We start from the raw sequence: 22,522 nt of genomic DNA, 5'->3' as shown, positions 1-22,522 counted from the left end.
CCCGGGGCGCTTTTTTAGTTTATGCCCGCCAGACGTAATAGTGCCGTAACCACCGCCGCCGCGACAATCACGAAAATCAACGGTACCTTGCGCCAGGCGAGGAACACCGCAAAGGCCACACCCAGCACCCGCGCCATCCCGGCGAAATGTTCTCCTTCATAGAAGGTGGTCGCCAGCGCCACCGAAAAGAGCAACACCGTTGCCGCATCCGAGAGCAGCGCCTGAGAACGTTCAGACAGCGCTAACCGGCTGCCCAGTTTCGCTCCGCCGAGACGCATCAGGTAGGTGCCTGCGGAAAGCAGGGCGATGCCGAGAATAAAAACGGTCATATTTTCCATTATTTCTTCCTCGCCGCGAGACCAAGCAGGGAGAGCAGCACCGGCAGGCCCACCGGCGCAAACGGCACCGCGGCCAGGGACAACGCCGCCCCGCTACAGGCTCGAATCAGCGTGGTGCGGTTCTTAAAGGCGGGCACGACTAAGGCCAGCAAAATGGCCGGGAAAACCGCATCCAGCCCGATGGTCTCCGGCTCCGGCAGCAGTTTGCCGACCATCGCTCCCAGCAGGGTGCCCAGCGGCCAGATGATAGCCACCCCCAGGCCGCAGAGCCAGTAGGCGGCTTTACGCTGTTCCGGCGTTTTTTGCGACAGGCCAAAGACCACGCTTTCGTCATTCATAATGTGACAGCCCAGCAAGCTGGCGCCGCGCTTGCCCACCAGCTCACGCACCGTTACGCCAAACGGCACGTGGCGGGCATTGACCAGCAGCCCGGCCGCCGCTGCGGCAAGGGGGTTACCGCCGCTGGCGACAATGCCGATAAACATAAATTCCGAGGCGCCCGCCAGCACTGAAATGGAGAGAACAAACGGCACCCACAGCGGAAAACCGTACGCCATCGCCAGCGAGCCGTAGGACATCCCCACGACGCCCACCGCCAGACAGACCAGGATGATGGCTTTAACCGTGTCGCCTTGCAGGCAAGAAAAAGTGTGCTTCATACAAATTTAGCCATATCGAACGAGTATCCATTATAATGAACGCAATAAGATCGTTTATCAAGATGAACGATTCGTTCGTTTTAACAGTGTATGAGATCGTTTTATGACGCAGCCAATTAGCGTGATCGCCAAAAGTCTGGTGCGAGAACGCACGCGGACCGGGCTTTCACTGGCGGAGATCGCCCGCCGTGCCGGGATCGCCAAATCCACGCTCTCCCAGCTGGAGTCCGGCAACGGCAACCCCAGCCTCGAAACGTTATGGTCGCTCTGCGTGGCGCTGGATATTCCGTTTGCCCGCCTGCTTGAACCGCAGCAGCCTGCCACCCAGGTGATCCGCCTCGGTGAAGGCACAAAAGTGATTGCGGAACAGGCAAACTATGAGGCCATTTTACTGGCGGCATGCCCGCCGGGCGCCCGACGTGATATCTATATTTTGATGGCCCAGCCCGGCGCGGACCGTATCTCCCACCCGCACCCGCCGGGTTCGGTTGAGCATATTATTGTGATGAAGGGGCGGGCGCTGATTGGTCTGACCGAATCGCCCGAGGAGCTGGGGCCAGGGGACTATATTTGCTATCCTGCCGACCAGCCGCATCTCTTCAAAGCCCTTGAGCCCGATACCTATGCGCTCATGGTGGCGGAACAAAACTAACCCAAAGACACGGATAATCATGTCGCTTAAAGCCATTGCTAAAGAACTGGGACTGTCGGTAACGACGGTAAGCCGCGCCCTCAACGGCTATTATGACGTTTCCAGCGAGACGCGGGCCCGCGTGGAGGCTGAAGCGCAGCGCCGCGGCTATCGGCCGAATACCTTCGCCCGTCGTCTGAAGATGGGCAAAATCGACGCCGTGGGGCTGGTCTTTCCGGTGCATCCTGTTCCGCTCAATAACAGCGTCTTTATGGACATGGTCGGCGAAATTAGCCACCAATTAGCGCGACATGAAATCGACTTATTGCTCATTGCTGATGACGATCTGGCTGATAAACACAGCTATATGCGTATGGTGCAGAGCCGTCGCGTGGATGCGCTGATTGTGGCCCATACCCTGGATAACGATCCGCGTCTGGAGCAGCTCCAGACCGCCGGGTTCCCTTTCCTGGCGCTCGGGCGCAGCCACCTGCCAAAGCCCTATGCCTGGTTCGACTTTGATAACTATGCGGGCACACATACCGCCACCCAGCACCTGATTGCGCGCGGACATCAACGCATCGCGTATCTGGGCGAAAGCCACAATCAGGCTTTTATTACTCAGCGCCGTCAGGGCTATCTCGACGCCCTGAAAGAGGCCGGACTCTCCAGCGAATGGCTGCGCACCATGCCGCCTTCACGCCGCGCGGGCTTTACCACTACCCAACAACTGCTGGCGCTGGATGCGCCCCCGACGGCGATCGTCACCGACTGCAACACCCACGGTGACGGTGCGGCGATGGCGCTGGCCCAGATGGGACGCTTAACCGGCGAGAATGCCGTGTCGCTGGTGGTGTATGACGGCCTGCCGCAGGACAGCATTGTTGATATCGACGTGGCGGCGGTGATCCAGTCCACCCGTCAGGGCGTGGGTAAGCAGATCGCCGATATGGTGCTGCAACTGATTAATGGCAGCGAAATCAGCCAGCTTCAGGTGCTATGGCAACCGGAATTCTCTCCGGGCCAGACGGCATAATTCTCCCTAATTTCTAAACCCGATCACAAATCCGAAACGTTTTGGTTTGTATCCGAAACGTTTCGGATCAACACTCAGGATATCCCGATGACAGGAGATGTCCGATGCAAGAGGCTATTTTACGACTCGCGAGCGAAACGGTTGATGTGGTGATCAAAACCCAGCCGTTCGCCGAAATTCTTTACTGGGGGCCACACCTTCGCCACTTTTCACCGCAGGATGCGGCTACGCTTTCCCGCCCGATTGCTAACGGCAGACTGGACGTTGACTCGCCGGTGACGCTGATGGCGGAGCTCGCCCACGGCCTGTTTGGCGCGCCGGGCATTGAGGGCCACCGTCAGGGGCTGGATGGCTCGCCGCAGTTTCGGACCGTGGCAGTCGCACAGCAGGGGCAAACCCTTACCGTAACCGCCGAAGATGAACAGGCCAGCCTGCGTCTGACCAGCGAGATTGCGCTTGATGACAGCGGCGTGCTGGCGGTTCGCCACGGCCTGACCAACCTTAAAAGCCAGCCGTGGCAGGTGGATCGCCTGGCCGTCACCCTGCCGCTGGCGGAACGGGCCCGCGAAGTGATGGCCTTTCATGGCCGCTGGATCCGCGAGTTTCAGCCGCATCGCCTGCTGCTGGAGCACGACAGCTTTGTGATTGAGAACCGCCGGGGCCGCAGCTCCCATGAGCATTTCCCGGCGCTGATCGGCGGCACGCCGGGCTTTAGCGAAATGCAGGGTGACGTCTGGGGCGTGCATCTGGGCTGGAGCGGCAATCATCGCCTGCGCGCGGAGGCCAAAACCGATGGCCGCCGTTATCTGCAGGCCGAAGCGCTCTACCTGCCGGGTGAAATGGCGGTGGAGGAGGGGGAAACCCTGTGGACCCCACGCCTTTACGCCAGCTACTCCGCGCACGGGCTGAACGGCATGAGCCAGCAGTTCCACCGCTATCTGCGCGCCAACATCATCCGCTTCCCGGAGAACAAACCGCGCCCGGTGCATCTCAACACCTGGGAGGGGATCTACTTTAACCACGATCCGGAATACATCATGCGGATGGCGGATGAAGCGGCCTCGCTGGGGGTGGAGCGCTTTATCATTGACGACGGCTGGTTCAAAGGCCGCAACGACGACCATGCCGCGCTGGGGGACTGGTATCTCGACGAGCAAAAATACCCCAACGGCTTAACGCCGGTGATCAACCACGTCAAACGTCTCGGCATGGAGTTTGGCATCTGGGTTGAGCCGGAGATGATTAACCCGAACTCCGATCTCTGTCGCGCCCACCCGGACTGGGTGCTGGCCCTGCCGGGGTATGAACAGGCCACCGGCCGCCATCAGTGGGTGTTGAACCTCAACATTCCTGCCGCTTTCGACTACCTGCTGGAGCGCATGAGCTGGCTGCTGGGTGAGCATCAGGTTGACTATGTGAAGTGGGATATGAACCGCGAGCTGGTGCAGCCGGGCCATAACGGTAAGGCCGCGGCCGATGCCCAGACCCGCCAGTTCTACCGCCTGCTGGATACCCTGGGCGAGCGCTTCCCGCACGTGGAGTTTGAATCCTGCTCCTCCGGCGGCGGGCGTATTGACTATGAAGTGCTGACCCGCTGCCATCGCTTCTGGGCCTCGGATAACAACGATGCGCTGGAACGTAATACTATCCAGCGTGGCATGAGCTACTTCTTCCCGCCGGAGGTGATGGGCGCGCATATCGGTCATCATAAATGCCATGCCACCTTCCGCCAGCACAGCATCGCCTTCCGGGGCCTGACGGCGCTGTTCGGCCATATGGGGCTGGAGCTGGATCCCCTCGCCGTGGATGAGCAGGAGCGCGAAGGCTACCGGCACTATGCGGCCCTGCATAAGCAGTGGCGCGAGGTGATCCACCACGGCACCCAGTGGCGGGTGGATATGCCGGACAGCACCACCCTGGCGCAGGGAATTGTGAGCGCGGATCAGCGTCAGGGGCTGTTTATTGTCAGCCAGATGGCGATGCCGGACTACACCCTGATGATGCCGCTGCGTATGCCGGGGCTGGCGGCCAACGCCCGGTACCGCATCACGCTGCTCGATCACCCCAATATCCGCCTGACCGGAGAGGGTGGGCACACCATGCGCAAGCTGCCAGCCTGGATGGAGACGCCGCAAACGGTGAGCGGCGAATGGTTGATGCAGGCGGGGCTGGCCCTGCCGGTTCTGGATCCGGAAACCGCCATTCTGATTGGCGTTGAACGCGTATAAGGGTAACGGGCCGGGCAACCGGCCCTGAGTTGAGGATAAAAATAATGAACACGACTGCCTGTACCCATAAAGACAATCCGAACTTCTGGATCTTCGGGTCGTTCTTCTTTCTCTACTTTTTCATCATGGCCACCTGCTTTCCGTTCCTGCCGATCTGGCTGTCGGATATCATCGGTCTGAATAAAACCCATACCGGGATCGTCTTCTCCTGCATCTCGCTGTTTGCCATCTCATTCCAGCCGGTGCTGGGAGTGGTGTCGGACAAGCTGGGGCTGAAAAAACACCTGCTGTGGATCATCGCGGTCCTGCTGTTTCTCTTCGCGCCCTTTTTCCTTTACGTCTTCGCCCCGCTGCTGAAGACCAACATCTGGCTCGGGGCGCTGAGCGGTGGGGTCTATATCGGCTTTGTCTTCTCGGCAGGGTCGGGCGCGATAGAGGCCTATATTGAGCGCGTAAGCCGCAACAGCTTCTTTGAGTATGGCAAGGCGCGCATGTTTGGCTGCCTCGGCTGGGGGCTGTGCGCCTCGACGGGCGGCATCCTGTTTGGCATCGATCCGTCGTATGTCTTCTGGATGGGCTCCGCCGCGGCGCTGGTCCTGATGCTGCTGCTGGTAGTGGCAAAACCAAAACCTAACCAGACCGCGCAGGTGATGAACGCCCTTGGCGCAAACCAGCCGCAGATCACCGTCAAAACCGTCATCAACCTGTTCCGCCAGCGCAAAATGTGGATGTTTATTTTGTACGTGATTGGCGTGGCCTGCGTCTATGACGTCTTCGATCAGCAGTTCGCCACCTTCTTTAAAACCTTCTTCGCCACGCCGGAGGAGGGCACGCGTGCGTTCGGTTTTGCGACCACTGCCGGAGAGATTTGCAACGCCATCATCATGTTCTGCTCGCCGTGGATCATAAACCGCATTGGCGCGAAAAATACGCTGCTGATTGCCGGGGTGATTATGGCGACGCGTATTATCGGTTCGTCATTTGCCACCACCGCCGTCGAAGTGGTGGCCCTGAAGATGCTCCACGCGCTGGAAGTGCCGTTCCTGCTGGTGGGGGCGTTCAAGTACATCACGGGGGTGTTCGATACCCGGCTGTCCGCAACCATCTACCTGATTGGCTTCAACTTCGCCAAACAGCTGGCGGCGATTTTTCTCTCCGCCTTCGCCGGGAATATGTATGACCGGATCGGCTTCCAGGATACCTACCTGATGCTGGGCTGTTTTGTGCTGGCGGTGACGGTATTGTCGGCGTTTACGTTGAGCAGTAAGCGGGAGATCGCTGCCGCGAACGCGGCAGCGTTAACACATCAGGCCAGGTAAAACACCTCTTTCAGCCCGGTGCTCACCGGGCTGTTGTCCGGGTTAGCGGGCATCACCTCGCCCATATATTTCCACCAGCGCTGGCAGACATCGGTGTTCGCCACCGCATTCCATCGCTCTTCCGATTCGATCTCCACCGTGGCAAACAGCAGGTGACGTTCTTTATCGAGATAAATGGCGTAGTGGTGGGCGCCGTGGTCTTTCAGCACCGCTTCCAGCTCGGGCCAGATCGGGTTGTGGCGACGTTCATACTCCTCGTGTGCGTCAGGGTTTACCTGCATCACAAAGGCTTTGCGGATCATAATGCCTCCAGATAGAGTTCGCGCACCTCGTCGCGGCTGGCGCTGCGCGGGTTGCAGGGTGCGCACGGGTCGGCGAGGGCTTTGTCGAGCCAGCCTTCGATGTCGGCTTTGGTGACGCCCAGCTTGCTGAAGCCGGACGGAATACCGACGCGACTGCTCAGGGCGCGGATGGCGTTGATCGCCGCCATGCTGGCCGCTTCGTCGCTCATCTCGCGGGTGTCCACACCCATCGCCTGGGCCACGCGGGCAAAGCGTTCCACGGCGTTCGGGCGGTTAAAGTTTTCGATGATCGGCAGCAGGATGGCGTTGCACACGCCGTGCGGCAGGTTGTGCGTGGCCCCCGGCTGGTGGGCCAGGGCATGTACCAGCCCCAGCCCGGCGCTGTTAAAGGCCATACCTGCCAGATACTGGCCGTAGGCCATCTGCTCGCGCGCCTCCAGGTTATGTCCGTTGTCGACCGCCTCCGGTAGCCAGTGGGTAATCAGGCGAATGGCTTCCAGCGCGTTAGCATCGGTGAGGGGGTGAGCGCCGACAGAGACATAGGCTTCGATGGCGTGGGTCAGGGCATCCATCCCGGTGGCGGCGGTAACGGAGGCCGGAATGTCGAGCATTACGCTGGCATCATCCACGGCGATATCCGGGATGATGTTCGGATCGATAATCACCTCTTTGACCTGACGCGCCGAGTCGATGATCACCGCATTGCTGGTCATCTCTGCCGCCGTACCTGCGGTGGTGTTGATGGCCACCAGCGGCACGCCGGGGTTGAGCACTTTGCCGACGCCGGAATAAGCGGTAGACGGGCCAGGATTGGCGGTAAGAATTTTAATCGCTTTGGCGGTGTCGATCGGGCTGCCGCCGCCGAAGGCAATGATGTAATCGCACTGCGCATCCTGGAAAGCGGCAAAGCCCTGCTGCACCAGTTCTTCCGTCGGGTTCGGGAAGACCGCGTCAAACAGATGATACGACATCTGCTCTGCGTCGAGGGCGGAAAACAGGCTGTCGAGCAGGCCCATTTTCACCAGCTGACCGTCGGTGACAATCAGCGCGGTGCCCCACTGTTTGTTCGCCACCAGCTTAACCATATCGCCGATTGCGCCTGCGCCGTGCAGGCTGATTTTCGGCAGCGCCAACATAAAGCTCATGATAATTCTCCTTAATTACGGTGATTTTTATGCCCGGCGGCGCTGCGCTTGCACGCAGCGCCACCCGGCACTAGATCCGTCTTCGCTGCATCACGCGGCGGGTGATGATCGGCAGGGAGATCACCACAATCAGCATCGCGCCGATAATCACCGACATCACGATGCCTGGCACGTTGAGCAGGCTCAGGCCGAAGGTGACCAGCCCCATCAGGAAGGCGGCGATAATCACGCCCACCATGCTGCCGGACCCGCCAAGAATATTGACTCCGCCAAGCACCGCCATGGTCACCACCGCCAGCTCCCAGCCCATCGCGATGGTCGGGCGGGTACTGCCCAGACGCGAGGTGAGCAGCACCGAGGCCAGCCCGGCCATCAGCCCCACCAGGGCGAAGAGGATCAGGTTGTGACGCTTGACGTTGATGCCGGAATACCATGCCCCGGTGGGGTTATTGCCGATGGCGTAGGTGCGACGCCCGAAGTTGGTTTTGTGCAGCACGAAGGCAAACACCACCGCCAGCACCATAAACAGCGCGAACTCAAACGACAGTGCACCCCAGACATACCCCTGGCCGAACCAGGCGAAGCTCTCCGGCCAGGTATTAAGCGCCTGGTCACCCAGCAGAATGTAGGTGATGCCGCGGTAAAGGCTCATAGTGCCGATGGTGATCACAATCGACGACAGGTTAAAGCGGGTCACCAGCAGGCCATTGAACAGCCCGCACAGCAGGCCAACCCCTAACCCCACGCAGACCAGCCACGGTGTATCCAGCCCCGCCGCCGCGCAGAAGCCCATCACCGTCGAGCTCAGGGCGATAGTGGAGGCCACCGACAGGTCAATCTCCCGGGCGATAATCAGCATCGCCATCGGCAGCACGATGATCGCTTTTTCAGTGAAGTTGAACGTCGCATCCGACAGGTTCCAGATATTCAGGAAGTACGGGGAGGCCAGGGCATTGCCCACGAACACCGCCAGGGTGACCGCCAGCAGAAAGCCCTCCCAGCACAGCAGGCGCTGGAAAATGCCCGCCGGGGCCGGGGTATTTTTCATCTCTTCAGAGGTCATCACTTTACTCATGATCTTACCGCCTGTTTCTGACGTGCCAGCGCCGCATCGCGCAGGATCAGCCGTCCTTTGCGTTTGTTGCCGCGTTCATTGAGCAGCACCGCAATCACAATCACCGTCCCGGAAATCGCCATCTGCCAGAACGGCGACACGCCGATCACCGGCAGGGCATTGTTGATAACCCCGAGGAACAGCGCCCCGCACAGGCAACCTAACACCCGGCCAGTGCCGCCCATGGTGCTGATGCCGCCGATCACGCAGGCCGCCACCACCTGAAGCTCAAAGCCGTTCGCCACATCGACATAGGCCACCGCGAAGCGCGAGATCCACAGATAGCCGCAGAAGCCAGCCAGCGCCCCGGAGAGGAAGAAGCTGACAAACTGCATTTTGCCGGCGTTGATGCCGGTGTAGTACGCTGCCGTGGCGTTACCGCCTGCAGTGTAGAGCGCCCGCCCGGTGCGGCTGTAGCGCAGGAAATAGCCCACCAGCAGCAGGGCGGCGATGGCGCACCAGCTCAGCACCGGCAAACCCAGCACCGACGCACGCGGCAGGCCGAGGAAATCGGCACCCATCTGGTTGGAGTTGACCCAGCCGCCGCCGGAGAGCAAGAAGATAATCCCGCGGTAGATGCTCATGGTGCCGAGCGTCACCACAATCGCCGGGATGCCCATCTTCCACACCAGCAAACCGTTGATAACGCCCATCAGCAGGCCCAGGGCCGTCGCCAGGATCAGCAGCACCCAGACCGGCACCTCGGGATAATTAAAGTTAATCAGGGCGACAATCATCCCGGTCAGCGCCAGGTTGGCCGCCATCGACAGGTCGATGCCTTTGGTGAGCAGCACCATCATCTGGCCGAGGGCGAGGATGATCAGAATCGAGGTGTCGTTAAACATCTCCACCAGGTTGCCCGGCGCGATAAACGACGGGACGCGGGTGCCGATGGCGATCACCATCAGCACGATCACCGCCGCCAGCAGCGCCTCGCGGTGTTTAAGCAGTTGTTGCACCATTATGCAGCCTCCTGTCTGGCACCGCTGGCGGCGCTGACGATGGTTTCGGCCGTCGCGCCCCCCGCCTGATATTCCGCCACCATTAACCCTTCATGCATGACGATGATCCTGTCGGCCATGCCCATCACTTCCGGCAGTTCGGAGGAAACCATGATCACCGCCAGCCCCTGACCGACCAGCTCGGACATAAACTGATGCACCGCCGCTTTGGAGCCGATATCGATCCCTTTGGTCGGTTCATCCAGAATGATCACGTCCGGGTGGGTCGCCAGCCATTTGCCGATCACCACTTTCTGCTGGTTGCCGCCGGAGAGGGTTTCCACCGCCTGCTTCCAGCTAAAGGCTTTCACCTGCAGCCGCTTCGCATATTCATCCGCCAGCTGCCACTCGCGCGCGTCGTTCAGCACGCCGCTGGCGTTGAGCTTGCTGAGCTGCGGCAGGCTGATGTTCTGGGCAATCGACAGCTCGATAATCGCCCCCTGCTTCTGGCGCTCTTCCGGCACGCAGACGATCCCGGCTTTGATGGCGTCCGCCGGCTGGCGGAAATGCTGCGCTTTGCCGTTCAGCACAATGCTGCCGGAGGAGGGGCGCGAGACGCCGGAGAGCGCCTGCATCAGCTCGGTACGCCCGGCGCCAACCAGGCCATAGAAGCCGAGGATTTCGCCTTTGCGCAGGGTAAACGAAATATTGGCGAACTCGGTGGGGTGGCAGAGATCCTGCACCTCCAGGACGATGTCGCCCTTCTCACATTCCACTTTTGGGAAGGTCTGGGTAATGGCGCGACCCACCATCATCGCCACCATCCGCTCTTCGGTGATGTCGTTGATGGCCCCGGCGCCGACAAACACGCCATCGCGCAGGATGGTGTAGTGATCCGCCAGCTCAAAAATCTCGTCGAATTTGTGGGAGATAAAGAGGATGGCTTTTCCCTCCTGCTTTAAGCGTTCGACAATCTGATAGAACTCGAGGATTTCATGCTGCGACAGGGCGGCGGTGGGCTCATCGAGGATCACCACCTGGGCGTCAAAGGAGAGCGCCCGGGCAATGGCCACCATATGCCGCTGGGCGATGCTCAGGGTTTTCAGCGTGGCGCGCGGGTCAATCTGCACCTCCAGACGGGTGAGGATCGCCTGCGCCCGGCGGTGCATCTCCGGCCAGTCGAGCTTTTTGAAAAAGCCTTTATAGAGGTACTGACCGACAAAAATATTTTCGGTGACCGACAGCTCATCGAACAGCACGGTCTCCTGGTGGATGGCGGTAATCCCCACCTTGTGCGCCGCGTCAGGGGTCGGCAGCTGAATGGGGATCGCTTTATAGAGGATTTCGCCCGCGTCGGGCTGGTAGATGCCGGTCATCACTTTCACCAGCGTCGATTTGCCCGCGCCGTTTTCACCAATCAACGCGGTGACTTTGCCGGGCCAGAGTTCAAGCTGCACGTTCTCAAGGGCACGCACGCCAGGGAAAACCTTGGTGATGCCGTTGAGTGCCAGTAATGGGGTCATGATAGTTCTCCACCATAGGGGATTTTGTAGGCCGGATGGCGCTACGCTTATCCGGCCCACAAAACGCATCAGAAGATTTTCGAGAACTTATCAATGTTGCTGGCATCGTAAACGAACGGCTCAGCCATCGCGCCGCTGCCGTCGGCATCCAGCTTCACTTTGCCCAGTTTACCCATGCTGGCTTCGTCTTTGGTCGCCGTGCCTTTTACCAGATCGTCCGCTAAATAGGTCGCGGCATACCCGAGGTCGATAGGGTTCCAGATGGCGAAGCTCTTGCTGGCGCCAGATTTCACCGCGCCCGCCATTTCAGACGGCAACCCTAAGCCGGTGACGTACACTTTGCCGATCTTGCCCTGATCTTTTACCGCCTGCGCCGCCGCCACGATGCCGACTGACGACGGGGAGACGATCACTTTCAGATCCGGGTAGGTTTTCAGCAGGCCAACCGCTTCGCGGTAGCTCTTGTCAGAGAGATCGTCGCCATAGGCCACGGTCACCAGATTGACGGACGGGTACTGCGGCAGCACCTTTTTCATCTCGGCAATCCAGGTGTTCTGGTTGGTAGAGGTAGGGGTAGCGCTCAGCACCGCCACGTCGCCTTTCTCCACATTCAGCGCTTTCAGCGCGTCGGCCGCCAGCTTGACGTTGGTCTCGCCAATCAGCGCGTTATTAGAAGGGTTAAGGTGGATCTGGCGCCCGGCTTTCGCCACGCCGGAATCCCAGGAGACCACTTTGATCCCGCGCTGCATCGCTTTTTTCAGCACCGGTACCACGGCGTCAGGATCGTTGGCGGAGATGGCGATCGCATCGACACCCTGAGCGATCAATCCGTTCAGCACTTCGATCTGGGCTTCTGCGGTGGTGGTGGTCGGGCCGGTATAGATGACTTTGACATCCCCCAACTCTTTAGCTGCCTCCTGGGCACCCACGTTTGCCGCTTCAAAGAAGCCATTACCTAAGGATTTCGCCACCAGGGCGATTTTCACTTCAGCTAAAGCAGAACCGGACAACGCCAGGGCGGCAACGGTGAGGATCAAGCTTGTCTTTATTTTCATTGCTTTTACTCCACTTAATTGAGTTTTGTAGGGTTTGCAGGTGTAGGTTCGCCCCGTCTCAATGAGCGGGGCGCGATGTTCTTATTTGTAGAGATCTAACGCTGACTGCACCGGGTTGACGCCAAAGCGTTTACCCAGCGCAATCAGTTCTTCCCGGGTGATGGTCTGCTTCATGCCACCCATTGAATAAACTTTTACCAGCACTTCCGCCGATTTCTCGGCGGTATCGATCAGGCCAAAGGTTTCGTCCAGCGTCGGGCCGCTGCCGAACACGCCGTGGAATGGCCACAGCACCAGCGAATGTTTTTGCATCTCCACCGCCGTGGCGCTGCCGATTTCGTCGGTACCCGGCACCATCCACGGCAGAATGCCCACGCCATCCGGGAAGACAACCAGACACTCGGTGCTGCCTTCCCACAGCTGGCGGGTGATGACGTCTGAGTTGTTCTCCAGGACAAAGGTCAGGGCGATCAGGTTGGTGGCATGGCAGTGCATGATCACCCGATCTTTCCCCCCCGTGGCTTTGATGCGCTCGCAGTGGGAGAGGAAGTGGGCCGGCAGTTCAGAAGTTGGCACCGCTTCGTCAGTCAGCCCCCAAAGAATGTGGTAGCCCGCGCCGTCGCTGTCCACTTTTACCACCCCTAAATTGGCGGTGGGATCGAGCTGCACGTTGCGGAAGAATTTGCCGGAACCGGTGACGATAAACGGCGTGTTGGCGAGCAGCGGCATCGGCTGGCTCAGGGCGATATAGCGCGGTTTGGCGTGGAAATCCGCTTCAAACGGGGCGACATCCGCGTCATCCAGGCGCAGCGTCAGGTTGCCGCCGTTGCGCTCGTCCCAGCCTTTCAGCCATGCGTCGGAGGTGGCTTTGATCATGCCCTGGACGAACCAGGATTGGGTGATGGTCTGCATTTTTTGATTCCTTTGAAAATGCCCGGCGGCGCTTCGCTTGCCGGGCCTACAGCTAAACGTAGGCCGGGTAAGCGAAGCGCCACCCGGCAATGTTATTTACGTGCGACTGGCTAATACGTCCTGCTCATACGCCCGCACGGTATCCAGCCACTGGCTGCCCGCCGGGGCGTCGTTGCGCTGGCAGTACATCTCCCATACCGCCTGCCACGGCAGTGATTTTTGCTCTTCCAGCAGGGCCAGACGCGCGGTGTAATCCCCCGCGGCTTCCAGCGCGCGCAGCTCGGCGGTGGGCTCCAGCAGGGCGCGCAGCAGGGCCTTCTTCATGTTGCGGGTGCCGATCACCCAGGCCGCGATGCGGTTGATGGAGGCATCAAAGAAGTCGAGGCCGATGTGTACCCGGTCGAACAGGTCATGGCGGATAATTTCGCTGGCGATGGCCTGGGTTTCGTCATCCAGCAGCACCACGTGGTCGCTGTCCCAGCGCACCGGACGGCTGACGTGCAGCAGCAGGTGCGGCACATAGAGCATCGCGGCGGAGATCTTGTCGGAGATGACTTCAGTCGGATGGAAGTGGCCCGCGTCCAGGCACAGCGCGGTCTGGCGGCTGGTGGCGTAACCCATGTAGAACTCGTTGGAACCCACGGTGTAGCTCTCGGCGCCAATGCCGAACAGCTTGCTCTCCACGGCATCGATGTGGTGCGCCGGGTTCAGCTTTTCACTGATGGCTTCATCCAGCGCCGCCAGCAGGCGCTGACGTGGGGCGAGGCGGTCAACGGTGATGTCTTTCATCCCGTCCGGGATCCAGATGTTCATCACCGATGGGGTGCCAAGCTGCTCGCCAAAGTACGCCGACACGCGGCGGCTGGCCTTCACATGGTCGATCCAGAACTGGCGGATCTCGTCATCGGCGTGGGCGAGGGTAAAGCCGTCGGCGCTCAGCGGATGCGAGAAGCAGGAGGGGTTAAAATCCAGCCCCAGCTTGTTGGCTTTCGCCCACTCGACCCAGTTTTTAAAATGTTCCGGTTTGATGGCGTTACGCTCGACGGGCTCGTCGGATTCCAGATAGATGGCGTGCAGGTTCAGACGCTTGGGCCCTGGGATCAGGCTCAGAGCCAGCTCCAGATCGGCCCGCAGTTCGGTGGCGTTGCGCGCCTTGCCCGGATAGTTACCGGTGGCCTGAATACCGCCGGTCAGCGCGCCGCCCGGGTTCTCAAAACCGGCGACGTCATCACCCTGCCAGCAGTGCATAGAGACCGGCAGACGGTCGAGTTGACGCAGAGCCTCCTCGACATCCACGCCCACGGCGGCGAAACGCTGTTTAGCCAGTTCCCAGGCTTGTTCAAGTTGAGTGGTCATGCGCAAAGCTCCTTTGTCGGTCGTTGTTGCTGAAACTGCGCCCGGTAGCGGGCAATCTCATGATCGGGATGAGGGGTAAAGGTGGTCAGGCCATAGTTGCCGGTCACCACCTGGCGGAACTGGTCGACGTTGTTCAGTTCGTCGAGGGTCATCAGCTGAATGCCAATATTGCCGAGGGTAGAGGCCTCAACCGGCCCGGCTAACACCGTGATGCCGCAGGCGTTGGCGCACAGCTGGTTGAGCAGCTGGTTCTGGCAGCCGCCACCCACAATGTGCAGCTCGCTGAACGGCTTCCCGCGCAGGGTGGCCAGTTCGTGCAGCACCTCGGCATAGAGCAGGGCGAGGCTGTCGAAGATGCAGCGCGCCAGCTCGGCGGCGCTCTCCGGCACCGGCTGCGCACTTTCGCGGCAGGCGGCCTGGATCTCGGCGCTCATATTGGCCGGATTGATAAAGCGATCGTCATTGGGATTGATCAGGAAGCGGCACGACGGCAGGGTTTCCGTCTCAGCGATCAGGGCAGCCAGGTCGCTGATACCTTTTTCCTTCAGTACCCGCTGCAGCAGCCACAGCCCCATAATGTTTTTCAGCACCCGGTAGCGGCCCTCTGCGCCGCCCTCGTTGGTAATGTTGGCCGCCAGCGCGCTATCGCTGGTGTAGGGGGTTTTGCTCTCAAAGCCCATCAGCGACCAGGTACCGGAGGAGAGGTACGCTGCATCCTTTGAGGCCAGCGGGGCGGCGATCACCGCGCTGGCGGTGTCATGGCTGGCGACGGCCACCACCGGGATGGCATTCTCCTGGGGGCAAATCCAGTGACCGATCACATTGCCCGGATGGGTCGGCGTGCCAAACCAGTCGCGCGGCGCGCCGGTCCAGTTGAGCAGGTTCTCGTCCCAGGTATCGGAATTGATGTTCACCAGCTGAGTGGTGGTGGCGTTGGTATATTCCCAGTTCATCTGGCCGGTAAGGCGATAGCTGAAGTAGTCCGGGATCAGCAGGGCGTGGGCGACCTTCGCCACCAGCTCCGGCTGCTGTTCAACCAGGGCACGCAGCTGATAGAGGGTATTAAACGGCAGGAACTGGATGCCGCTGCGGCCATAGATCTCCGCTTTGCCCAACTGCGCCAGCGCGTGCGTCATCACCCCGTCGGTGCGGCTGTCGCGGTAGGAGACCGGCAGGCCGACGCGCTGGCCGTTGCTGTCCAGCAGCACATAATCCACGCCCCAGGTATCAATCCCGATGCTGTCGATGCGAATGCCTTCTTCACAAACCTTATTCAGCCCGGTGCGGATCTCCGCTTCCAGGGTGTCGATATCCCAGCAGTCAAAGCCGTCCCGCTTTTGCAGACAGTTAACGAAACGGTGGATTTCGCGAAGCGAAAGCGTACGCGCCTCGCGGTGGTAGCTTGCCAGCATCACCCGGCCGCTGGATGCGCCTAAATCGACAGCCACACAATGGCGAAAAGTCATGGTCCGGTCCTTCCTGAAGTCATTGCCGGACAGTGTAAAAAAGGGAAGGGAAGGCGACCTTCTTGCCACTGACAGCGCATTTCAGGCGCTGGCAAGAAAGCAAAGATGAACGTGAGAGAGTTCACATTTTCCGTTTTTAACGGCACTTGCAGGCGATGTGACGGTGACCGCATTTCCAGATCTTTCCCGCCGCTTCTTGAAAAAGCGACAGGGTTTGCGCCATTTGCTGTCGAAAATTTAAGGTGAGGCGGGGAGCCCTAAATTACTATTTTGAGAACTCTTATCATCTGGTGACCCGTTATGACTGTACTGCACAGCGTGGATTTTTTTCCTTCAGGCCACTCGCCTGTGGCGATTGAGCCGCGGCTGCCCCAGGCTGCCTTTCCGGAACATCATCATGATTTTCATGAGATTGTGATCGTGGAACACGGTACGGGTATCCATGTCTTTAACGGCCAGCCGTACACTATCAGCGGCGGAACGGTATGCTTCGTGCGCGATCATGACCGGCACATGTATGAACATACCGATAACCTGTGCCTGACCAACGTGCTCTATCGCTCCCCGGAGGCGTTCCAGTTTTTGTCGGGATTGAATCAGCTGCTGCCCCAGGAGCAGGACGGGCACTATCCGTCGCACTGGCGGGTGAACCAGGCCACGCTGCAACAGGTGCGCCAGCTGGTGAGCCAGATGGAACAGGCTGAAGAGGGGCAGGAGACCCACGCCCTCGCCAGCCGTGAAATCCTCTTTATGCAGCTGCTGGTGCTGCTGCGCCGCGGCAGCCTGGTCGAAGGGGCGGCGGATAACGACGCCCGCCTCAACCAGCTGATGGCCTGGCTGGAAGATCACTACGCGGAGGATGTCTGCTGGGAGACGCTGGCGGATAAATTCTCTCTCTCGCTGCGCACCCTGCATCGCCAGCTCAAACAGCACACCGGGCAGACGCCGCAGCGCTACCTCAACCGGCTACGGCTGATTAAAGCGCGGCATCTGCTGCGCCATACCGATGATAGCGTCACGGATATCGCCTATCGCTGCGGTTTCGGCGACAGTAACCACTTTTCAACCCTGTTTCGCCGGGAATTTAGCTGGTCGCCGCGCGATATTCGTCAGGGCCGGGATGCTTCACTTCAGTAACGCGAGGAAAATCACCGTTTTATTGCCGTAAAGCGGGTAATAATGTCAGGTTATTCCCCGGTGAGGTTGTGACGTGGCAGGACAGTTGATTCTTCGCAGAGCCGATTTTTTCGCATCCGCTGCTCAGGCCGTCGCGGTGGCGGATCGCTATCCGCAAAATGTCTTTGCCGAACATACCCACGACTTCTGCGAGCTGGTGCTGGTGTGGCGCGGCAACGGCCTGCATATCCTCAACGATCGCCCCTACCGTATTACCCGCGGTGACCTGTTTTACATCCGCGCGGAAGACAAACACTCCTACGCCTCGGTGAACGATCTGGTGCTGCAGAACATCATCTACTGCCCCGACCGGCTGAAGCTCAACGTGGACTGGGGAGCCAACATCCCCGGCTTTATGAACGCCCGCGGGGCACCGCACTGGCGGCTTGGCAGCAACGGTATGACTCAGGTGCGCCAGATCATTGCCCAGCTGGAGCAGGAGAGCCTGAAGGACGATCCCCACGGCTATGACCTGGCGGAGCTGCTGTTTGCCCAACTGGTGATCATGCTCAAACGCTACCGCTACGCCCCGGACAACCCGACCGCCAGCGAGCCGGAAGCGCTGCTGGATAAGCTCATCACCGCGCTGTCTGGCAGCCTGAACCGCAGCTTTGTGCTGGAGAAGTTTTGCGAGCAGGAGCAGTGCAGCGAGCGCGCCCTGCGCCAGCAGTTCCGCACCCAGACCGGCATGACGGTGAACCACTATCTGCGTCAGCTGCGGATCTGCCATGCGCAGTATCTGCTGCAGCATACCGAGCTGATGGTCAGCGAAGTGGCGATGCAGTGCGGCTTTGAGGACAGCAACTACTTCTCGGTGGTGTTTAACCGCGAAGTAGGGATGACCCCGGTTCAGTGGCGCCACCGCAGCCATAACGCCGCGTAATAGAATCCCGGCTCTACCCCTGACTTCTCCGCAGCCCCCGCCAGATCAGTGACATAACGAAAAGTTATAACCATATTAAAACTACGGCATTGATAAACATTTTCAATATCATTTAATTAACTATAATGAACCAACTGCTTACGCGGCATTAACACGTTTGCCGCCCGACAATAATGGAGATGATTATGAGCTATACCCTGCCATCCCTGCCGTACGCTTACGACGCCCTGGAGCCGCATTTCGACAAGCAGACGATGGAAATCCATCACACCAAACACCACCAGACTTACGTTAACAACGCCAACGCGGCGCTGGAAAGCCTGCCAGAATTCGCGAGCCTGCCGGTTGAAGAGCTGATCACCAAACTGGATCAACTGCCAGCCGACAAGAAAACCGTACTGCGCAACAACGCGGGCGGCCATGCTAACCACAGCCTGTTCTGGAAAGGCCTGAAAACCGGCACTACCCTGCAGGGCGACCTGAAATCCGCTATCGAGCGTGACTTCGGCTCCGTTGAGAACTTCAAAGCTGAGTTTGAAAAAGCGGCTGCTACCCGTTTCGGCTCCGGCTGGGCGTGGCTGGTTCTGAAAGGCGACAAACTGGCGGTAGTCTCTACGGCTAACCAGGACTCCCCGCTGATGGGCGAAGCAATCTCTGGCGCATCCGGTTTCCCAATCCTGGGCCTGGACGTGTGGGAACACGCTTACTACCTGAAATTCCAGAACCGTCGCCCGGACTACATCAAAGCCTTCTGGGACGTCGTCAACTGGGACGAAGCTGCGGCACGTTTCGCTGCTAAAAAATAAGGTTGCAAAGCCTTCTGTGAGAAGCGAGTCTGATGACTCGCTTTTTTTGTATCTGAAGGAGTAGAGATGCATTACCCGGTGAATGTGTTTACAGGCAAGGTAAGGGACTACGACGGCAGCCGCCCGAGCGCAATTGCTAAAGTGCAGGTCGACGGTGAGCTGACCTTAACCGACCTTGGACTGGCAGGTGACGAGCAGGCGGAAAAGAAGATCCACGGCGGGCCCGATCGCGCGCTGTGCCACTATCCGCGAGAGCACTATCAGCACTGGGCAAGGGAATTTCCCGCTCAGGCCGATCTCTTTGTCGCCCCGGCGTTTGGCGAAAACCTCTCAACCGAGGGGCTGACGGAGAAGAACGTCTTTATCGGCGACATCTTTCGCTGGGGGGATGCCCTGATCCAGGTGACCCAGCCGCGCTCGCCGTGCTTCAAACTCAACTTCCATTTCGGCATCAGCGATATGGCTACGCAGATGCAGAACGCGGCGAAAACCGGCTGGCTCTATCGGGTGGTGCTGGCAGGAGAGGTATCGGCGGATGCGCCCCTGGAGCTGGCGTCACGCCTGAGCGACGTATCGGTACAGGACGCCTGCGCTATCGCCTGGCATATGCCGTTTGACGACGAACAGTATCAGCGTCTGCTGGCGGCGGCGGGCTTGTCAACAAGCTGGACCAGAACCATGCAGAAACGGCGTTTAAGCGGGAAGATCGAGAATAATTCGCGGAGATTGTGGGGAAACCAGGCCGGGTAAGGCGAAGCCACTACCCGGCATAATAACTACGAACGTTTATACAACGGCAGCCAGAGGGTTAAACGCAACCCACCCAGCGGGCTGTCGTCCGCTTTCACCCAGCCGCGATGCTGCTGAATGGCGGTTTCGACAATCGCCAGACCCAGCCCGGTGCCGCCAGATTCACGGTCGCGGGCTTCGTCAGTACGGTAGAACGGACGGAAAATCTGCTCACGATCTTCCGGGCTGACGCCGGGACCATCGTCATCCACGTTAATGGTGATGCCGTCTTTATCCACCGAGAACGCCACCTCGATTTTGGTATGCGAGTAGCGCAGGGCGTTACGGACGATATTCTCCAGCGCGCTTTCCAGCGCATTCGGGTTACCGTACAGCGGCCACGGGCCCGGCGGGAAATTAACGGTGAACGATTTACCCATCTGCTCCGCTTCGAAGGCGGCGTTATCCAGCACTTCGCCCCACAAGTGGTTAGCCTTCATCGTTTCGCTGACCAGCGCGTTTTTCTGCTGATTGCGCGACATCACCAGCAGGTCGTTGATCATGCTGTCCAGACGGTGGGCTTCCGTTTCGATACGCTCCAGCTCCTTGCTCTCACCACTGCGGCGGCGCAGCAGGGCGGTGCCCAGTTGCAGACGCGTCAGCGGGGTGCGCAGCTCGTGGGAGATATCAGAGAGCAGACGCTGCTGGGTCGTCATCATCCGCTCCAGCGCCGTCACCATCTGGTTGAAGCTGGCCCCTGCCGCCAGGAACTCCTGCGGCCCGGCTTCCAGTTCCGGGTGCTGTCGCAGGTTGCCCTGCGCCACTTCATCCGCGGCGTTTTTCAGTTTGCGCGCCGGCTTCGCCAGGCTCCATGCGAGCCACAACAACAGCGGTGAACTCACCAGCATGGTGACAATCAGCAGCAGCAGCGGGCGGTCAAACAGCAGGTTGATAAAGTCGGACTGGGAGCTGCTCGCCGGGCGGATCAGGTAGAGCTGGTAATTATCCTCCCCGTCATTGACGGAGAACGGCCCCACCATCTCCACCCGACCATATTTTTTCTTTTGCGGGTGATCGGCGTTATCTGCCTGGCCAATGAAGTTACGGATGATCTGCATTTCATTGCGGTCCGCACCAATCACGCGACCTTCGCTGGTCACCAGCAGCAGGCGTTGTCCGGGAGGCGCCCATTTTTCGATAGCGCGAAACAGCCTGCGCCACCACATCAAATCATTGGGTGGATCGGTGGCCAGCTCTGCTTCTACGTGTTGCTCGATCATCACACCCTGACGTTGCTCGCTGTCGAGGAGCTCCGTCATCTGGCGTGAGTCGAGTTTTGGCAACATCAAAACCAGCATTAAAACCAGTGCCAGCGTCAGCCAGAAAATGGCGAAGATGCGGGCGGTTAAGCTACCTATCATGAAGCGGAAACCATCAGATAGCCGCGTCCACGCAGGGTTTTAAACCACGGGTGACCATCTTTGCGCTCCGGCAGCTTACGGCGCAGGTTCGAGATGTGCATATCAATGGCGCGGTCGAACGGCGTCAGGCGTTTACCCAACACTTCCTGGCTCAGATGTTCACGCGATACCACCTGGCCCAGATGCTGCGCCAGCAGGTAAAGCAGGGTGAATTCGGTGCCGGTCAGCTCCAGCGCCTGGCCGTCAAAGCTCGCTTCCTGGCGGCCTGGATTGAGGCTCAGGGAGTCCACTTCCAGAGTAGGGGAACCGTTGTCGGTGTTTTGCTGCTGCTCGCTCCAGTGGGAACGGCGCAGGATCGCCCGAATACGCGCCACCAGTTCACGGTCGTTAAACGGTTTTGGCAGATAGTCATCAGCGCCCAGCTCAAGGCCGAGTACGCGGTCAAGTTCGCTGCCGCGCGCGGTCAGCATAATAACGGGGGTCTGGTGTGTCTGGCGCAGCTCTTTAAGGGTGTCGATACCGTTTTTCTTCGGCATCATAACGTCGAGCAAAAGCAAGTCGATGCTATCGTCGAGTAGGCTCAGCGCCTGCTCCCCATCATGGGCAACCGACACGTCAAAGCCTTCCATGTCGAGCAACTCCTTTAAAAGGGATGTCAGCTCTCGGTCATCATCAACTAACAGGATTTTATTCATTGTTTAAATACCTCCGAGGCAGAAATTACGTCATCAAGGCTATCTAATCCATGACTTTACGTTGTTTTACACCCCCTGACGCATGTTTGCAGCCTGAATCGTAGACTGTCTCTCGTTGAATCGCGACACGAAAGATTTTGGGAGTAAGTGATGCGCATAGTTACCGCTGCCGTCATGGCCTCAACGCTGGCGTTTAGTGCATTTAGCCAGGCTGCTGGAGCTATCACCGGCGATAACCGTTCCTCAGCAGAGGGCATTGCGCAGCAAAACGGCCAGGGCCACATGTTTGACGGCATAAGTTTAACCGAACATCAGCGTCAACAGATGCGAGATCTGATGCAGCGGGCTCGTCATGACCAGCCCCCTGTTAATGTTAGCGAAATGGAGACAATGCACCGCCTTGTCACCGCAGAAAATTTTGACGAAAACGCTGTGCGCGCTCAGGCAAACAAAATGGCGCAGGAACAGGTTGCCCGCCAGGTCGAAATGGCCCGGGTCCGCAACCAGATGTTTCACCTGCTAACGCCAGAGCAGCAAGCGGTTTTGAACCAGAAACACCAGCAACGTATGGACCAGTTGCGCGAGGTTGCACGGATGCAGAAGAACGCTGAATCGACGCTTTTTAGTAGCAACACCCGTAGTAACCAGTAAACCCTGTTTTCCTTGCCATAGACACCATCCCTGTCTTCCCCCACATGATGTGGGGGTTTTTTTTGCCCATCATTAAAATGCGTTAACCGTTTATTCATCTTATTGACTCCTCTGCATCCGTTATACTAGCGGCATA

At 59.2% G+C, this 22,522-nt stretch carries 22 protein-coding genes; 9 read left to right on the top strand and 13 right to left on the bottom strand.

Annotated features, from left to right (window positions below):
• Positions 1-14: 14 nt before the first annotated feature.
• Together DVA44_RS23295 and DVA44_RS23290 are read right to left on the bottom strand one after the other, a co-directional pair.
• Positions 15-338, bottom strand: coding sequence for an AzlD domain-containing protein (locus tag DVA44_RS23295; RefSeq protein WP_103825275.1), 324 nt, complete (start codon positions 336-338; stop codon positions 15-17).
• The gene (locus DVA44_RS23290) at positions 338-997 is read right to left on the bottom strand and encodes an AzlC family ABC transporter permease (RefSeq protein WP_114388314.1); all 660 of its coding nucleotides are present in this window, start codon (positions 995-997) and stop codon (positions 338-340) included. Before DVA44_RS23290 ends, DVA44_RS23295 begins: the two co-directional genes overlap by 1 nt.
• Positions 998-1,100: 103 nt before the next feature.
• Between DVA44_RS23290 and DVA44_RS23285 the strand changes: the two genes are divergently transcribed.
• From DVA44_RS23285 to DVA44_RS23270, 4 genes are all read left to right on the top strand, one after another.
• Positions 1,101-1,649, top strand: coding sequence for a helix-turn-helix domain-containing protein (locus DVA44_RS23285; RefSeq protein WP_114316362.1), 549 nt, complete (start codon positions 1,101-1,103; stop codon positions 1,647-1,649).
• 19 nt (positions 1,650-1,668) lie between these two features.
• Entirely contained in the window at positions 1,669-2,664 is a 996-nt protein-coding gene (locus DVA44_RS23280) for a LacI family DNA-binding transcriptional regulator (RefSeq protein WP_114388313.1), read from the top strand.
• 104 nt (positions 2,665-2,768) lie between these two features.
• Positions 2,769-4,892 (top strand): alpha-galactosidase, encoded by a 2,124-nt coding sequence (locus DVA44_RS23275; RefSeq protein WP_114388312.1) that lies wholly within the window; start codon positions 2,769-2,771, stop codon positions 4,890-4,892.
• Positions 4,893-4,936: 44 nt separating this feature from the next.
• Positions 4,937-6,211, top strand: a complete 1,275-nt coding sequence (locus DVA44_RS23270; protein WP_114388311.1) for an MFS transporter — start codon at positions 4,937-4,939, stop codon at positions 6,209-6,211.
• On the opposite strand, the gene rhaM is transcribed toward DVA44_RS23270, so the two are convergent.
• The 9 genes from rhaM to rhaB form a co-directional block, all read right to left on the bottom strand.
• A complete protein-coding gene (gene rhaM, locus DVA44_RS23265; protein WP_103177536.1) occupies positions 6,199-6,513 on the bottom strand; it encodes an L-rhamnose mutarotase in 315 nt (104 codons plus the stop codon). The genes DVA44_RS23270 and rhaM overlap by 13 nt on opposite strands.
• Positions 6,510-7,658 carry a lactaldehyde reductase gene (gene fucO / locus DVA44_RS23260; RefSeq protein WP_114388310.1) on the bottom strand — a complete coding sequence of 383 codons (1,149 nt, stop codon included), beginning with the start codon at positions 7,656-7,658 and terminating at the stop codon, positions 6,510-6,512. Before fucO ends, rhaM begins: the two co-directional genes overlap by 4 nt.
• 70 nt (positions 7,659-7,728) lie before the next feature.
• Positions 7,729-8,733, bottom strand: coding sequence for an ABC transporter permease (locus DVA44_RS23255; RefSeq protein WP_103177534.1), 1,005 nt, complete (start codon positions 8,731-8,733; stop codon positions 7,729-7,731).
• Positions 8,730-9,734 (bottom strand): ABC transporter permease, encoded by a 1,005-nt coding sequence (locus DVA44_RS23250; protein ID WP_114388309.1) that lies wholly within the window; start codon positions 9,732-9,734, stop codon positions 8,730-8,732. Before DVA44_RS23250 ends, DVA44_RS23255 begins: the two co-directional genes overlap by 4 nt.
• Positions 9,734-11,236, bottom strand: a complete 1,503-nt coding sequence (locus DVA44_RS23245; RefSeq protein WP_114388308.1) for a sugar ABC transporter ATP-binding protein — start codon at positions 11,234-11,236, stop codon at positions 9,734-9,736. Before DVA44_RS23245 ends, DVA44_RS23250 begins: the two co-directional genes overlap by 1 nt.
• A 68-nt stretch (positions 11,237-11,304) precedes the next feature.
• On the bottom strand, positions 11,305-12,291 hold the full coding sequence (gene rhaS, locus DVA44_RS23240) for a rhamnose ABC transporter substrate-binding protein (RefSeq protein WP_114316369.1): 987 nt from the start codon (positions 12,289-12,291) through the stop codon (positions 11,305-11,307).
• An 81-nt stretch (positions 12,292-12,372) separates the two neighbouring features.
• Entirely contained in the window at positions 12,373-13,203 is an 831-nt protein-coding gene (gene rhaD, locus DVA44_RS23235) for a rhamnulose-1-phosphate aldolase (protein ID WP_114388307.1), read from the bottom strand.
• A gap of 96 nt (positions 13,204-13,299) precedes the next feature.
• Positions 13,300-14,559: an L-rhamnose isomerase gene (gene rhaA, locus DVA44_RS23230; RefSeq protein WP_114388306.1), complete on the bottom strand. Its 1,260-nt coding sequence runs from the start codon at positions 14,557-14,559 to the stop codon at positions 13,300-13,302.
• Positions 14,556-16,025 carry a rhamnulokinase gene (gene rhaB, locus DVA44_RS23225; RefSeq protein WP_114388305.1) on the bottom strand — a complete coding sequence of 490 codons (1,470 nt, stop codon included), beginning with the start codon at positions 16,023-16,025 and terminating at the stop codon, positions 14,556-14,558. The genes rhaA and rhaB overlap by 4 nt, the downstream gene beginning before the upstream one ends.
• A 300-nt stretch (positions 16,026-16,325) precedes the next feature.
• Between rhaB and rhaS (DVA44_RS23220) the strand changes: the two genes are divergently transcribed.
• The 4 genes from rhaS (DVA44_RS23220) to yiiM all read left to right on the top strand — a co-directional run bounded on the left by rhaS (DVA44_RS23220) (position 16,326) and on the right by yiiM (position 19,640).
• Positions 16,326-17,162 (top strand): HTH-type transcriptional activator RhaS, encoded by an 837-nt coding sequence (gene rhaS / locus DVA44_RS23220; protein WP_114388304.1) that lies wholly within the window; start codon positions 16,326-16,328, stop codon positions 17,160-17,162.
• A 73-nt stretch (positions 17,163-17,235) separates the two neighbouring features.
• Positions 17,236-18,084 (top strand): HTH-type transcriptional activator RhaR, encoded by an 849-nt coding sequence (rhaR, locus tag DVA44_RS23215; RefSeq protein ID WP_114316372.1) that lies wholly within the window; start codon positions 17,236-17,238, stop codon positions 18,082-18,084.
• A 185-nt stretch (positions 18,085-18,269) separates the two neighbouring features.
• Positions 18,270-18,890, top strand: a complete 621-nt coding sequence (sodA, locus tag DVA44_RS23210; RefSeq protein WP_103177525.1) for a superoxide dismutase [Mn] — start codon at positions 18,270-18,272, stop codon at positions 18,888-18,890.
• A 66-nt stretch (positions 18,891-18,956) separates the two neighbouring features.
• Positions 18,957-19,640: a 6-hydroxyaminopurine reductase gene (gene yiiM, locus DVA44_RS23205; RefSeq protein ID WP_114316373.1), complete on the top strand. Its 684-nt coding sequence runs from the start codon at positions 18,957-18,959 to the stop codon at positions 19,638-19,640.
• A 26-nt stretch (positions 19,641-19,666) separates the two neighbouring features.
• Here yiiM and cpxA read toward each other — a convergent pair whose 3' ends face one another.
• A complete protein-coding gene (cpxA, locus tag DVA44_RS23200) occupies positions 19,667-21,040 on the bottom strand; it encodes an envelope stress sensor histidine kinase CpxA (protein WP_103177523.1) in 1,374 nt (457 codons plus the stop codon).
• On the bottom strand, positions 21,037-21,735 hold the full coding sequence (cpxR, locus tag DVA44_RS23195; protein WP_039032144.1) for an envelope stress response regulator transcription factor CpxR: 699 nt from the start codon (positions 21,733-21,735) through the stop codon (positions 21,037-21,039). Before cpxR ends, cpxA begins: the two co-directional genes overlap by 4 nt.
• Positions 21,736-21,885: 150 nt before the next feature.
• On the opposite strand from cpxR, the gene cpxP reads away from it, so the two are divergent.
• Positions 21,886-22,386: a cell-envelope stress modulator CpxP gene (gene cpxP / locus DVA44_RS23190; protein ID WP_103177522.1), complete on the top strand. Its 501-nt coding sequence runs from the start codon at positions 21,886-21,888 to the stop codon at positions 22,384-22,386.
• Positions 22,387-22,522: the final 136 nt, after the last annotated feature.

It is taken from the genome of Leclercia sp. W17 (assembly GCF_003336325.1).
GTDB lineage: Bacteria > Pseudomonadota > Gammaproteobacteria > Enterobacterales > Enterobacteriaceae > Enterobacter.
Note: the sequence above shows the minus strand (reverse complement) of the source record. Positions and strands in the feature narration are given on the sequence as shown.